The organism is Glycomyces sp. NPDC050141 (assembly GCF_055586545.1).
On sequence record NZ_JBVJHZ010000007.1, the window covers coordinates 120,755 to 134,344 of the forward strand.

Here is a 13,590-nt window from a genome sequence, read left to right on the forward strand (position 1 = left end):
TCTGATTCCTTGCAGCGCATCGGTTCCTGAACCGGTGCGCGTTCCGGGCATGCCCGCAGACGAGAGCACCTGACCACTCGCTCCCTGCTGGAGAAAACGCATGTCCGCACTCACCACGGTCCGTCCTGCCGTGCCCGCCGCCCGGCGCGGCCTCGGCTACCTCACCGTCACCGGCCTCGCCTGGGGCACCACCGGCGCCGCCGCCGAACTCGTCTACCGCGCAGGCGATCTCGGCCCCTCGGCCGTCTCGTTCTGGCGCCACCTCGGCGGCCTCGTGCTGCTCCTCGCCGTCGCCGCGATCCGCCGCAGGCCCCGCACCACGACCAGGATGCGGCACCGGTTCGCGCTCCTCGCTGGCGTCGGTGCCGGCATGGCGGTCTTCCAGACCGCGTACTTCGCGGCCGTCGAAGCAACCGGGGTCGCGGCGGCCACGCTGCTCACACTCGGGTCCGGGCCGATCCTCACCGCGTTCGGGAGCCGAATCCTCCTCGGTGAACGGCTCGGACGCGGCGGCGCGCTCGCCGTCGCCGGGGCGGTCGCCGGGCTCGGCGTCCTCGTCCTCGGCAACGGCGGCGGCGTCATCGACCCGGCCGGGGTCGCGCTCTCGCTGCTCTCGGCTGCCGGGTACGCGGCCGTGACGCTCCTGGGCCGCGCCACCGGCCGCCGCAGCGACGGCGAGGACCCGTTCACGCTCACCATGTGGTCCCTCGGCATCGGCGCGGCACTCCTGTTCCTCCCCGCCTGGTTCGAGGGCCTGACTCCCTCCACCGGCGACCCGGTGCTGACGTTCGGGATCATCGGCTACCTCGCGGCGTTCACCACCGCCCTCGCGTACCCGCTGTACTTCGCGGGCGCCGCCCGCGTCCGCGCCACCACCGCCTCGGTGATGATGCTGATCGAGCCGGTCACGGCCGCGTTCCTCGCCGTCGCGTTCCTGCATGAACCGCTCACGCTCGCAACGGTGGCGGGCGCGGTCGTCCTCCTCGGGTCGATCACGGCGCTCGCGCTGGCCGAGTCCCGGCGGTAGGGACGCGAACAGGGCCGGTCTCGCGACCGGCCCTGTTCGCTTGCGCTGCTAGGTGGCGGAGAGGAAGCCCGTCTCCAGCATGATGATGACGACGACCCCGAGGATGCAGCGGTACCAGACGAAGATGAACACGCTGTGCTTGGCGACCCACTTGAGCATCCAGTGGATGGCCGCCAGGCCGACGCCGAACGCGACGATCGTGGCCACGAGCATCTGCGCGCCGCTCGGCACCGAGCCTTCCGTGGCCGGGTCGAACACGTCGCCGAGGCTGAGGATGCCCGCGCCGAACACGGCCGGGATCGCGAGCATGAACGAGTACCGGGCCGCGACCTCGCGGTCGAGGTTGATGAACAGGCCCGCCGTCATCGTCGCGCCCGAACGCGAGACGCCCGGGATGAGCGCGCCCGCCTGCGCGAAGCCGAGGATCAGGCCGTCCTTCATCCGGAAGTCGTCCCAGGTGCGGGTCTTGCGGCCCACGAGCTCGGCGAGGGCCAGCAGCAGGCCGAAGAAGATGAGGCTGAACGAGACCAGCCACAGGTTGCGGGCGCCGTCGCGGATCGCGTCCTGGAAGATCAGGCCGAAGAACACGATCGGGAGCGTGCCGATGATGACGTACCAGCCGAGCCGGTAGTCGGTCTCGCCGCGCAGCTCCTTGTCCCGCAGGCCCTTCCACCAGGCCACGAGGATGCGGACGATGTCCCTCCAGAAGTAGAGGAGGACCGCGGTCTCGGTGCCGAGCTGGGTCACCGCCGTGAACGACGCGCCCGCGTCCTCTTCGAAGAACAGCGCCGAGGTGAGGCGCAGGTGCGCCGAGGAGGAGACCGGCAGCATCTCGGTCAGGCCCTGGACGACCCCGAGCACGATGGCCTCGAACCAGGTCATGTCGACCACGGGGCGACCGCCTTCCGGGCACGGGTCCTGCAGGGGGAAGTGTGCATTGGCGCTTCTTTCGTCACATCGACGGTCAGGCGTCGCACGGGCCGTCGGGCGGCTCCCGGCGCGACGGGGGACATCTTGCCAGACGCGGTCGGTGACCGGTCGGCACACGTGGCGGGGAGTGAGACGCGCCAGAGCCCGCGCCCTAAGAGGACGCGGGCCCGTACGCCGGTTTCGCTAGCTCAGTTCCTGCGGGCACTTCAGGCCGTCCTCAGGGACGTCGAGGTCCACGAGGTAGGCCGTGACGGGATCGTCGATGCAGGTGTGGCCCAAGGCGTACGCGGTGTGGCCGCTGCCTTCGTACGTGACCAGGACGTCGTTGTCCAGCTCCTTCGACACCGACTCGGCCCACGCGTACGGCGTCGCCGGGTCGCCCACGTTGCCGACGAGCACGACCTCCGGGGAGCCCTTGCCGTTCACCGAGTCCGGGCCCGGTTCGGAGGCCGACCAGGACGCGCACGGCAGGTAGCTCCAGGCGATGCTGGCGCCGAACAGGTCCGAGTTGCCGTACGCGGTCTCGGCGGCGTTCTGGTAGTCGTCGAACTGGTCCGGGTTGTCGCGGTCGACGCACTGCACGCCGTAGAAGTTCGCCTCGCTGTCGCGGCGCGGCAGCGGGAGCGGCGGGAAGCGCCTGGGCTGGAGGCGGGACGCGCCGTCGGCGTCAGCGAGGTCTTCCAGCTGCTGCAGCCACTCGCGGATCGTGCCCGCGTCCACGGCGGCGAGGATCTTCTCCAGTGCGGGCCATTTGGCCTCGCTGTAGAGGCTCTCGGAGATCATGCTCAGCATGTCCCCCACGGTGAGCTCGTTGTTCACGGCCGCTTGGGCATCGGTGAGGATCGCCTCCAATTCGGCGTCGGAGGCGTCCGCGCTCGTGAACGGGCAGCCGTCGACGGTGAGGCAGTACGCGACGAAGTCGTGCCAGGCCGTCTCGAAGCCCGTGGCCTGGCCTTCGGCGAGATCGAGCACCGAACCGGAGGTGCGCATGACCCCGTCGAGGACCATCGCGCGGACCTTGTCGGGGTAGAGGTACAGGTACATCTGCCCGATGTAGGTGCCGTACGAGTAGCCGAGATAGGTGAGCTTGTCGTCGCCGAGCGCGTTGCGCATGACCTCCATGTCGCGGGCGACGTTCTCAGTGCCCATGTTGGCCAGGAAGTTCGCCTTGATCTCCTGCGTGCAGCCCTCCGAGAGGGTCTCGGCGCCGTTGTCGAGGGCCGTGGCCTGGGCGCTGGTGATCGCGTCGGGGTCCAGTGTGTACACCTCGGTGAGCGCGGCGTCCAGCTCGTCGTCGCTGCCGCACGTGAGGTTCTGGCTCGCGCCCACCCCGCGCGGGTCGAAGCCGACCACGTCGAACGCGGCCGTCACCTCGCTGGGCAGGAACGGCGACATGGCGAGTTCCACGCCCGAGCCGCCGGGGCCGCCCGGGTTGATCAAGAGCGATCCGGTGCGGTCGCCAGTCGCACCGTCGTTGGAGGCAGGATGGCGGACCATCGCGAGGGCGACGCGGTCGCCGCCGGTGTCCTCGTAGTCGACAGGCACCGCGATCGACCCGCATTCGAGCGCTTCGGCCCACTCGGCCTGCGCCGCCTCCAGCTCGGCGTCGCCGTACATCGCCTCGAGGTCGCAAGCGCCCCAGTCGACCCCGGTGACCTCCTCCTGGGTCGTGGTGACGCCGCTGCGGGCCTGCGACGAGCCGTTGCCGTCGTAGTCCTCGCCGCAGGCGGCCAGCGCCGCCGCCGCGAGGACCGCGGCCGCGGCGGTGAGCGTGGCCGTTCGCTTCATGCCGACTCCTTCTGCGCGCGCGGCAGAGCCGCGTCCCGTGGGGTGCTGCACGCACTCTATGGCCGTAGCGTCCGGTTCGGCATGGATTCAGGTGATTGCCGCCTTCCGGGTCGGCATTCGGCGGCGCCGCAGCGAACTTGACCACCTTTGACGCTTTCTTGATGGCCGTCTTCGCCGACGCGGGGAATGATGGGTCGGTGTCACGTGGACAACTGCGGATCTACCTCGGCGCGGCCCCGGGGGTCGGCAAGACCTTCGCCGCGCTCGAAGAGGCCCGCAGGCGCCGCGAGCGGGGCACCGACGTGGTCGTCGGCTTCGTCGAGACCCACGGGCGGCGCCAGACCGCCGCGCTCCTCGACGGCCTGGAGGCCGTGCCGCGCCGGACCCTCGGCGGGGTCGCCGAGCTGGACGTGGACGCGGTCCTCGCGCGGGACCCGGCGGTGGCGATCGTGGACGAGCTCGCGCACGCGAACGCCCCGGGCTCGCGGAACCTCGAGCGCTGGCAGGACATCGACGAGCTGCTCGACGCGGGGATCGACGTGATCTCGACGGTGAACGTGCAGGACCTCGCGTCGCTCAACGACGTGGTGGCTCAGATCACCGGGGTGCACCAGGAGGAGACCGTCCCGGACGCCGTGGTGCGCCGCGCGGACCAGGTGGAGCTCGCCGACATCACGCCGGAGGCGCTGCGGCGGCGCATGGTCCACGGGAACGTGTACCCGCCGGAGAAGGTGGGGCCCGCGCTCGCGAACTACTTCCGGGTGGGGAACCTGACGGCGCTGCGGGAGATCGCGCTGCTGTGGCTGGCCGACAAGGTCGAGGACCAGCTGGAGCAGTACCGCGAGGACCAGCACATCACGGCCACGTGGGAGTCGAAGGAGCGCGTGGTCGTCGCGCTCTCGGGCGGCGACGAGGGCGACACGCTGATCCGGCGGGCGGCACGGATCGCGGCGCGGTCGGGCGGGGCCGACCTCAAGGCCGTGTACGTGGCGTCGGGCGACGGGTTGACGAGCGCCCGGTCGGCGCGGAACCTCGCCCGGCAGCGGAACCTCGTGGAAGACCTCGGCGGCTCGTACCACCAGGTGGTGGGGCACGCGATCCCGAACGCGCTGCTGGAGTTCGCGCGCGGTGTGAACGCGACGCAGCTGGTGCTCGGGGCCTCGCGGCGGGGCCGGTTCGCGCAGATGCTCTCGCGGGGCGTGGGCGTGACGACTACGGCGAACTCCGGGACGATCGACGTCCACCTGGTCAGCCACGAGCAGGTCGCGACGGTGAAGCGCGCGCGGGCGGGCCGGGGCGTCATCGGCGGCGGCCGCAGGCGGCTGGGGATCGCGCTGGCGCTGGTCGGGATTCCGGCCCTGTGCTTCGCGCTGCTGCCGCTGCACGAGGAGCTGTCGCTGACGACGATGATGCTCATCGTCCTCACGGCGGTCATGGGGTTGACGCTCACCGGCGGCATGTGGCCGGCGCTGCTGGGCGCGCTGTCGGGCAGTCTCCTGCTCAACTACTTCTTCACCAAGCCGTACAACACGTTCAAGGTCCACGACCAGGAGCAGTTGATCTCGCTGGGGATCTTCATCGCGCTCGCGCTCGGCGGGGCGAGCGTGGTGAACCTGTCGGCCGCGCGGGCCCGGCTCGCGGCGCGCGCAAGTGCCGAGGCGCAGACGCTGGCGACGCTCGCGGGGACCGTGCTGCGCGGCGGGAACCGGGTCGAGGACCTGCTTGAGCGGCTTCGGGAGACGTTCTCGCTCGAGTCGGCGACGCTGCTGGAGCGCACCGAGCCCGGTGCGGGCCCGGCTGAGCGGCAGGACCCGCGGCTGTGGCGGGTGGTCGCGTGCGCGGGCGAGGGGTGCGCGAGCCCCGGTACTGCCGAGAACGACCTGCCGATCAACGACGACCTCGCTCTGGCGTTGCGGGGGCACACGCTCGAGGCGGGCGACCGGCGGATCGCGCAGGCGTTCGCGATGCACGCGGCCGCCGCGCTGGAGCGGCAGCGCCTTGAGCGGCAGGCGGAAGCGGTGCAGCGGCTCACCGACACGGACAAGCTGCGGACGGCGCTGCTCGCGGCGGTCTCGCACGATCTGCGCACGCCGCTGGCGTCGGCGCGGGTCGCGGTGTCGAGCCTGCGGTCCACTGGGGACCTGTTCACGCCGGAGGAGCGCGACGAGCTGCTGGAGGCCGCGGAGACCTCGCTCGCGCGGCTCACGAGCCTGGTGGACAACCTGCTCGACATGTCGCGGCTCCAGGCCGGGGTGCTCGGCGCGAACCCGGTGCCGGTCGCGTTGGACGACGCGGTGCCGTGGGCGCTCGACGAGATCGGCGACGCGGCGGTGGCCGTCCGGTTGGACGTGGCCCCGGACCTGCCGGAGGTCGAGGCCGACCCCGGTCTGCTGCAGCGCATCCTGGTGAATGTGGTCGCGAACGCGCTGCGGTTCAGCCCGAACGGCGTGCCGCCGCTGGTGATCGCGGGCCAGCACGGCGGCCTGGTGGAGCTGCGCGTGGTCGACCGCGGCCCGGGCGTGCCCGACGAGAGCCGCGAGCTGATGTTCACGCCGTTCCAGCGGCTCGGCGACCGCGACAACACGAGCGGCGTCGGCCTCGGGCTCGCGCTCTCGCGCGGCCTCGCGGAGGCGATGGGCGGCTCGCTCGTCGCCGAGGCGACCCCCGGCGGCGGCCTGACGATGGTGCTGGCGCTGCCGCAAGCGAACGAGAAGGGCACGGAGTGATCAAGATCCTGGTCGTGGACGACGAACCGCAGATCGCGCGGGCGCTGCGGATCAACCTGAGCGCGCACGGGTACGAGGTGACGACCGCCCCGGACGGGGCGCAGGCGCTGCGCGCGGCCGCCGCGGTCGTCCCCGACCTCGTCGTGCTCGACCTGGGACTGCCCGACATGGACGGCACGGAGGTCATTGCGGGCCTGCGGGGGTGGTCGAGCGCGCCGATCCTGGTGCTCTCGGGCCGCGCCGCGAGCGCCGAGAAGATCGCCGCGCTCGACGCGGGCGCCGACGACTACGTGACCAAGCCCTTCGACATCGGCGAACTCCTCGCCCGCGTCCGTGCCGCGACCCGCCGCGGCAACGCGGCCAGCGAGTCCCCGGTGACCGAGATCGGTTCGGCCACGGTCGATCTCGCGTCCCGGGAGGTCGTGCGCGACGGCGAGAAGGTCCGCCTCACCAAGACCGAGTGGCAGCTCCTCGAAGTGCTCCTGCGCAACCCCGGCAAGCTCGTCGGCCAGCGCGAACTCCTGCACCGGGTGTGGGGCCCCAACTACGACCGCGAGACGAACTACCTGCGCCAGTACATGGCCCAGCTGCGCCGCAAACTCGAAGCCGACCCGGCCCGCCCGGTCCACCTCCTCACCGAACCGGGCATGGGCTACCGCTTCCGTCCTTAACGCCTTGGCGCGCGGTTCCTACCATGGGGTCCATCTATCTCCGGGGAGGTGCCATGGGCGGCAACGGTACAGCGGCGAGGCCGGGCGCGCTCCGGGGCGCTCGCGCGGTCCTGTGGGGCCTGACCGGGGTGCTCGCTGGGGCGGCAGTCGTGAAGTTCGCGATGTACGACCGGTTCCAGGAGGACTTGAGACAGGCCTGCTACGACGTCATGGACCAGGAGCCTCCCGGCGGTTGGAGCGACCGCTCGTTCCCTTGCGAGCAGCTCGTCCCCTCGTCTTGGGAAATGCCGTACTGGGCCGCGCTGATGGGCTTTCTGGTGTTCGCGGCGCTGTTCCTGATCGCTTCGGTGCTCACGGGGCGGTCCCATCCTTCGGCTCGGGGGTTCACGCTGTCGGCCGGGATCGCGGCGGTCGCGCTGCTCGCGGTCCCCGGCCTGCTGAACCTCGGCCGGGTCCTCGGCGAATCGGGTCTGAGCCAGGCCGACACGCTGGTGGCCGAACAGTTCCACGCCACGTTCCCGGCGTGGCCGGAGGCAGTGGACACGGTGGCGCAGTCACTGCTGGTCGTCGGTGTCGTTGCGGCCGTGTGGCTGCTGTGGCGGCCTGAGGCCAGGGATTTCTTCAAGCGGCGCTGACTCAGCGCAGGCGGGCGGTGTGGGTCGCGCCTAGGGAGCCTTCAGTGCGGACGGTGAGGCGGGGGCGGTCGCCGGTTTCGACGGTGACGGTGTCGTCTGCTTCGACGGTTTCGCTTGCGGGGTAAGGCAGGTCGATGACGATTTCGGCGGCGGTGCGGCCGGGGTCGGCGACGGCCACGGCGATGCCGTCGCCGCTTCGGGTGACGATCACCGAGGCGGGGCCGTCGCAGACGAGGCCGCCGATCTCCGACGGCTGCCAGAAGTGGGCGGCGATCAGGTGCTCGGCGGCGACTGCTTGGACCGCGGTCGTGTTGGCGAGGATCTCGAGCGTGGGGTTCGCGGCCCAGACGGCGGTCTCGGCAGCGGTCGCGGTCGGCAGCAGCATGTAGGCGTACGAGGCGTCCACAGGCGAGACGCCGTGGTCGTACCAGAGCGTGGCGTACCGCCGGGTGTGCTTCTCTGTGTCGCCGCCGCCGGTGGTCCCGCCCTGCTCGATGTCGTTCCAGGCGCCGCGGCGGGTCTCGCGCCCGACGTGCAGTCCGGTGCTGCCACCCGGGAAGACGTACCCGGCGACGCCGGGAAGGCAGAGCCAGCGCGCGCCGTCGACGGGGGTCTTGAAGTCGTTGTCCTCCTCGGGGAGGACGCCGTCGACCGTCATGCGCCGGTCGCCGTCCGTATGGCGGTTGCGGTGCTCCACTGTGGTCCATACGGCGCGGTCGTCGGCGGCGGTGATACCCGCGCCGAGCGCGCAGACCACGTCGTCGACGACGAACCAGGCCTTCTTGGCGCGCAGCGAGGAGCCGTCCGCGACGAGGTCCATCGCCGCCGCGGCGTACCGGTCGTCGAGGGCCGCGCCGCCCGCGACGTCGTTCGGGGGCAGGTGGGCGACCAGGTCGTCGCCGTGGCCGATGACCTCGCGCTCGCGGGAGTCGACGGTGACGCCGGGCAGCCGGTAGGGGTTGGCGGTCGGCCAGAACTCGTCGCCGAACTGGTGCGGGTCGTCGACGGTGTAGAGGTACGACATGCCGTCGCCGACGTACCAGCCGCGGAGGTTCTCCCCGCCGACCATCTCGTACGCGGAGATGCGGTTCGAGGACATCGACAGCGCCCAGGACCAGTTGGCGCGGCGCACCAGGAGCCGGTCCATGCCCGGGTAGACGCGGGTCGCCTCCGGGCGGGGAGCGGCGGCGGGCGCGGCGTCGGTGAGGAGGTCCTTGCCGAGGCGGATGCCGCGCAGGTCGGCGTGCTCGAAGTAGGGGACGGTCGCGGCGGAGCGCTCGATCCAGCCGCGGGCGAGCGCGCGCCACCGGTCGCCGTACTCGGCGGGGGCGATCTCGGCGAGGTCGGCCACAGCGGCGGCCAGGGCCGGGCCGACGTCCGAGTCGCGCCGGGTGGGGCGCGCGATCCCTCTGCCGCGCAAGCAGTCCATGAACAGCCCGTCCTCGACGAACGGGGCGAACGACCGCTCGACCGCGTCGTAGAGGCGCACCAGGTCCGGGTCGGTGACCTCCCAGACCGAGTCCTTGAGCAGCGCCAGCGCGAGGGTGACGGAGGTGAGCAGGTCGAGGCCGTAGCTGCCGGTGCTGGGGACGTGGCCGTGCTGGATGAACGAGCCGTCGCGGTGGAAGCCGTCGCCTGCGTCGACGATCCGGAAGAGGCTGTTCGCGCCGCCGCCTTCGAGGTCGGAGAGGCCGTCCCGGGCCTGGGCGAGTTTGGCGGGCTCCTCGCCGACGAGGCCGCGGAGGGCGAGGATCGCGGCCTTGTCGGCGCGGTTCGCGCCGGTCTCGCGTTCGGTGGGCGAGGCGAGGCGCACGTCGGCGTTGGGGCAGAAGCGGTCCACGACGTCGAGGTAGTGGGCGAGGTGCGCGCTCGGGATTCGCTCGCGCATGAGGGTGCAGATGTGGATGAGGTACGTGGGCGAGCCGATCTCCCACCAGTACCAGTTGCCGGTCTGCTCGGCGTGCTCGTTGTAGCCCGACTGGTAGAGCAGGACGAGCGCGTCGACGACGTCGCTGGCGACCTCGCCGTCGTCGTACTGGTCGGTGCCGGGGGTGGCCCAGGCGAGGGCGATCCGGCGCAGGCGGGCGTAGGAGAGGCTGAAGCTCAGGGGGTCGCTCGCGGGGCCGAGGTCGGGCCAGAGCCCGGTGCGGTCTTCGTTGCGGTGCATGGAGTCGCGGTCGCGCCCGGCGCCTCTGCTGAGCGCGCGCAGGGCGCGGTCGTAGTCGCCGTCGGCGGTGTCGATGGCACCGCCCGTGAGCAGCGCTCTCGCGCGTTCACGGAGCGTCGGGAAGTTGAGCGGGCCGGTGTCGGGTTCGCCGGGGACCTGGCCGATGACGCCGCGTTCGGGCTCGTCGAGGACGGTCCATGCGGCGACTGCGGCGCTGACGCCGGTGAGACCGAGGGCGCCGCCGAGCAGGAGTCGTCGGTTCAGTGGCGGCATGGGGGTCCAACTCAGGGCGGCGGCAAAGTCGCGCCCATACTAGCCGCCTCGCGCGCATGTCCCACAGTGGAAGGTGTCTGGTACGGGCGTACCCCTCGTTCAGGTCTGCGGCGCGGTGGTGGAGACGAGGTCGTCGGCGCGGGTGCGGCCTCGGGCGACGTAGGTGTCGGTGAAGCGGTCGAGGATCGCGGCGGCGGCCGGGTCGGGTTGTGCTGCACGGGCGGCGGCGAAGCAGGCGTTGGCGGCGCGGGAGAGGCCGTCGTCGTGGAGGGCGGCGGTGGCGGCGCGGAGGTAGAGCTCGGCGGGCGAGGCGTGGTGCCAGAGGGGTTCGAGGGCGGCTCGGGCGCGCTCGGCCGCAAGGGGATCGGCGAAGAGTGCGGCGACGAGGGCGACGGGTGCGATCCAGTCGGGGCCGGGTTGGGCGTCGATCATGCGCAGTTCGAGGTAGGCGCCGCGCGGGCGCACGGGCGGGAACAGGGTCGAGAGGTGGAAGTCGAGGTCGTCGAGGGTGGGCGCCTGGTGGTAGTCGCCGTTGATCCAGTCGCGGAAGGTGAGTCCGCGCGGGACGGTCCAGCGGCCGGGGCCGCGCACGGCCATGACGCGGGCGTCGAGGGCGTACCGGGCCCAGGATTCGCGCGGGTCGCCTTGGGCGCCAGGACTTTGAACGACGGCGCGGGAGCGGGTGCGGTCGATCGCGGCCCACACGTGCTGGCGGGTGGAGCGCCACATGCTCGGCTCGCCGCGGCGCAGCGGCGAGTTCGCGAACGCGGCGATGAGGGCGGGCGCGAGCCGGTGCGCGAGGTCCCAGCGGTCGGCGATGCCCTGGTGGCCGGGGCGGTCGTCGCCGATGTCGATACAGACCTGGACGGAGGCGGTGTTCGACATCATCCAGCGCCCGGCGCGGCCGTCCTGGTCGAACAGCTCCTCCATGGCCTGGTAGCGCGGGGTGCGCAGGACCCTGCGGGGCAGGCGGACCGGGTCGAGGCCGAGCCCGAGGAGTTCGTAGCCTTCGGCGTTCAGGGCGGCGGTGACGCGGAGCCGGTCGGCTTCGAGGTCGGCGAAGCACTCCCCCACGGTTGCGGCGGGGCGGGAGCTGAGTTCGAGGGCGCCGCCGGGCTCGAAGCTGAGGCGGCTGCGGCGCGGCAGGGCGTCGCGGACGGCGAGGACGGCCTTGAGGGATTCGGGGTCGTGGCGGCGGTGCCGGTCGGCCGCGCTGGTCACGAGGGACTCGACCTCGGCCCCGATCCGGGACGGCGGGCCGGGGCGGAAGCCCTGGGCCGCAATGTGGTCGAAGGCCGCGTCCACGGTGAGGGGCGGGGCCGAGACGAAGAGCGAGGCGTCGGACATGGGTGACCTCCGAGCGGTTCGTAATCCTATTGATTCGATAGGATATCTAGATTTTAGAGGTCCGGGACACTTCGCGCAAGTGGTCTTGATTCCCATCAGATCAGTAGGATATGCTCGCTCCGGTGCCGCCCGCTCCGAATCCGTCTCGCACCATCGAAACCGAAGGCGCCGCCATGACTCCCGTCCAGACCCGCACCCGCCCGCAGACCCACCGCCGCGCGGGCGCTCCCACCGTGACCGTCACCATCGAGATCCCCGCCGACGACCCGCGGCTCGTCCGGCGCCTCACCGCCGCGCTCGCCGGGCTCGGCCAGAGCCGGGTCGCTATCGCCGGCGAAGAAATCCCCGCGCCCGTCGAGGCGCAGGCCAAGCCGCAGCCCGCACTCGTCATCGACGTGCCCGGCCGCGAAGTGCTCCTGCGCGGCGAAGCGGTCGCGTTGACCCGCTTGGAGTTCGAGCTCCTGGCGTTCCTCGCGCGCTACCCCGGGATGGTCCACACCCGGGCCGAACTGCTCCAGTACGTATGGGAGACACCGGACACCGGCATCCCCGGCCGCACCGTGGACGTCCACGTGCGGCGCCTGCGCGCCAAGCTCGGGGAGTTCGACGAGCTCGTGGGCACCGTGCGCGGCGTCGGGTACCGGTTCGCGCGCAGCCGCGACGTGGAGTACCGCACCGGCTCGGCGTCCCCGGCCGCGGACCGGGTTCTCAGTATCTGAACATTCCTAGTATTTCGATAGGATTACTGCTATCGTTCTCGATATGAAGTCCGCCAGCGTCCTCACGCGGCGGCGCGAGATCGACCAGATGCGCGCCGCCAGCGCCCTGTGTCAGCCCCGAATGCGCTAGAGCGCAGCCATTCTGCGGGCAGCACCTCGGCTGCGCTCTATTCCCCCGTCTGCGATCCCAACGGGCCCACCGGGCCCGCTCCTCGGCACGCGCTCTAGTGCCATGCCTCCCATCGTTAGGACTCCGACGTGACCGTCGACATTGCGCTGACCACTGTGGTCGGCAACCCGAAGCGCCTCTCCCGCACCCTGGCCACCGCCGAAGCCCTCGCCGCGGCGATCGGCTCCGACCTGCGGGCCGAGCCCCGCACCACCTCGATCGACCTCGCCGAGCTGTACCTGGACGGCATCGAGCCCCCGCACGACGGGTTCGAGCACGCCGCCGCCCAGGTCCGCTCGGGGCACGTGCTCATCGTGGGCACGCCCGTCTACAAGGCCAGCTACACGGGCCTGCTCAAGCTGTTCCTCGACCAGCTGCCGCCGCACGCGCTCGACGGCGTCGTGGCCGTGCCGGTCACCATCGCCGCCTCGGCCGAGCACCGGCTGCTCGCCGACCTCCACCTGCGGCCCGTACTCGCCGAACTCGGCGCGCGGCTGCCGGTGCCGTCGCTCCAGCTGCTCGAGAGCGAGCTGCCGGAACTGCCCGAGCACATCGGGGCCTGGGTCGAGGCGTACGCCCCGGCACTCGAAGCCTCGTTGGGGCGCAAGGTAGGTGCGGCGGTATGAGCGCGCCCCTCGCGGCCCCGGCGGGCGTCGCCGCCGCCGAGTTCCGGTCCCTGTTCCGGGCCCACCCCGCCGGGGTGACCGTGGTGTGCGCCGACGCCGGGCACGGCCCGGCCGGGTTCACCGCCACCTCGCTGACCTCGGTGTCGATCGACCCGCCGCTCGTGTCGTTCGCGATCGCCACCGGGTCGTCGGCCTGGCCCGCGGTCCGGGACGCCGAGAGCCTCACCGTGAACTTCCTGTCCTCGGGGCAGCACGAGATCGCGACCCGGTTCGCCACCAGCGGCATCGACCGCTTCGGCGGGCCGACCCTGTGGTCGCGGCTGGAGACCGGCGAGCCGGTGCTCGACAACGCGCCGTCGTTCCTGCGCGCAGTCGTCACCGACCGCATCGAAGCCGGGGACCACCACGTGGTCCTGGCCCTGGTGGTCGACGCCGAGACCGGCGGCGACCACGACCCGCTGGTCTACCACGCGGGCGGCTACTGCGCCGCCGCTCCCCTCGAGTAATCCCCC

At 72.0% G+C, this 13,590-nt stretch carries 11 protein-coding genes; 7 read left to right on the forward strand and 4 right to left on the reverse strand.

Going from position 1 to position 13,590, the window contains the following annotated elements; translation table 11 throughout:
• Window positions 1-100 precede the first annotated feature (100 nt).
• The gene (locus ACZ60M_RS06775) at window positions 101-1,027 is read left to right on the forward strand and encodes a DMT family transporter (RefSeq protein ID WP_465415446.1); all 927 of its coding nucleotides are present in this window, start codon (window positions 101-103) and stop codon (window positions 1,025-1,027) included.
• A gap of 48 nt (window positions 1,028-1,075) precedes the next feature.
• Here the strand turns inward: ACZ60M_RS06775 and ACZ60M_RS06780 are convergent, their stop codons facing one another.
• Window positions 1,076-1,909, reverse strand: a complete 834-nt coding sequence (locus tag ACZ60M_RS06780; RefSeq protein WP_465415513.1) for an undecaprenyl-diphosphate phosphatase — start codon at window positions 1,907-1,909, stop codon at window positions 1,076-1,078.
• A gap of 231 nt (window positions 1,910-2,140) precedes the next feature.
• On the reverse strand, window positions 2,141-3,745 hold the full coding sequence (locus ACZ60M_RS06785) for an alpha/beta hydrolase (RefSeq protein WP_465415447.1): 1,605 nt from the start codon (window positions 3,743-3,745) through the stop codon (window positions 2,141-2,143).
• A gap of 197 nt (window positions 3,746-3,942) precedes the next feature.
• Here ACZ60M_RS06785 and ACZ60M_RS06790 point away from each other — a divergent pair, with 197 nt between their 5' ends.
• The 3 genes from ACZ60M_RS06790 to ACZ60M_RS06800 are packed head-to-tail and all read left to right on the forward strand — an operon-like array spanning window position 3,943 to window position 7,777.
• Window positions 3,943-6,471, forward strand: coding sequence for a sensor histidine kinase (locus tag ACZ60M_RS06790; protein WP_465415449.1), 2,529 nt, complete (start codon window positions 3,943-3,945; stop codon window positions 6,469-6,471).
• Window positions 6,468-7,142, forward strand: a complete 675-nt coding sequence (locus tag ACZ60M_RS06795; RefSeq protein ID WP_465415451.1) for a response regulator — start codon at window positions 6,468-6,470, stop codon at window positions 7,140-7,142. Before ACZ60M_RS06790 ends, ACZ60M_RS06795 begins: the two co-directional genes overlap by 4 nt.
• Window positions 7,143-7,195: 53 nt before the next feature.
• The gene (locus ACZ60M_RS06800) at window positions 7,196-7,777 is read left to right on the forward strand and encodes a hypothetical protein (protein WP_465415453.1); all 582 of its coding nucleotides are present in this window, start codon (window positions 7,196-7,198) and stop codon (window positions 7,775-7,777) included.
• 1 nt (window position 7,778) lies between these two features.
• On the opposite strand, the gene ACZ60M_RS06805 is transcribed toward ACZ60M_RS06800, so the two are convergent.
• The gene (locus ACZ60M_RS06805; protein ID WP_465415455.1) at window positions 7,779-10,217 is read right to left on the reverse strand and encodes a polysaccharide lyase 8 family protein; all 2,439 of its coding nucleotides are present in this window, start codon (window positions 10,215-10,217) and stop codon (window positions 7,779-7,781) included.
• A gap of 99 nt (window positions 10,218-10,316) precedes the next feature.
• Complete coding sequence (egtA, locus tag ACZ60M_RS06810) at window positions 10,317-11,564, reverse strand: ergothioneine biosynthesis glutamate--cysteine ligase EgtA (RefSeq protein ID WP_465415457.1); 1,248 nt, start codon at window positions 11,562-11,564, stop codon at window positions 10,317-10,319.
• 173 nt (window positions 11,565-11,737) lie between these two features.
• On the opposite strand from egtA, the gene ACZ60M_RS06815 reads away from it, so the two are divergent.
• The 3 genes from ACZ60M_RS06815 to ACZ60M_RS06825 all read left to right on the forward strand — a co-directional run bounded on the left by ACZ60M_RS06815 (window position 11,738) and on the right by ACZ60M_RS06825 (window position 13,584).
• The gene (locus ACZ60M_RS06815) at window positions 11,738-12,283 is read left to right on the forward strand and encodes a winged helix-turn-helix domain-containing protein (RefSeq protein WP_465415459.1); all 546 of its coding nucleotides are present in this window, start codon (window positions 11,738-11,740) and stop codon (window positions 12,281-12,283) included.
• 258 nt (window positions 12,284-12,541) lie between these two features.
• Window positions 12,542-13,078, forward strand: a complete 537-nt coding sequence (locus tag ACZ60M_RS06820; RefSeq protein ID WP_465415461.1) for an NADPH-dependent FMN reductase — start codon at window positions 12,542-12,544, stop codon at window positions 13,076-13,078.
• The gene (locus ACZ60M_RS06825; protein WP_465415463.1) at window positions 13,075-13,584 is read left to right on the forward strand and encodes a flavin reductase family protein; all 510 of its coding nucleotides are present in this window, start codon (window positions 13,075-13,077) and stop codon (window positions 13,582-13,584) included. The genes ACZ60M_RS06820 and ACZ60M_RS06825 overlap by 4 nt, the downstream gene beginning before the upstream one ends.
• The last annotated feature ends 6 nt before the right edge of the window (window positions 13,585-13,590 follow it).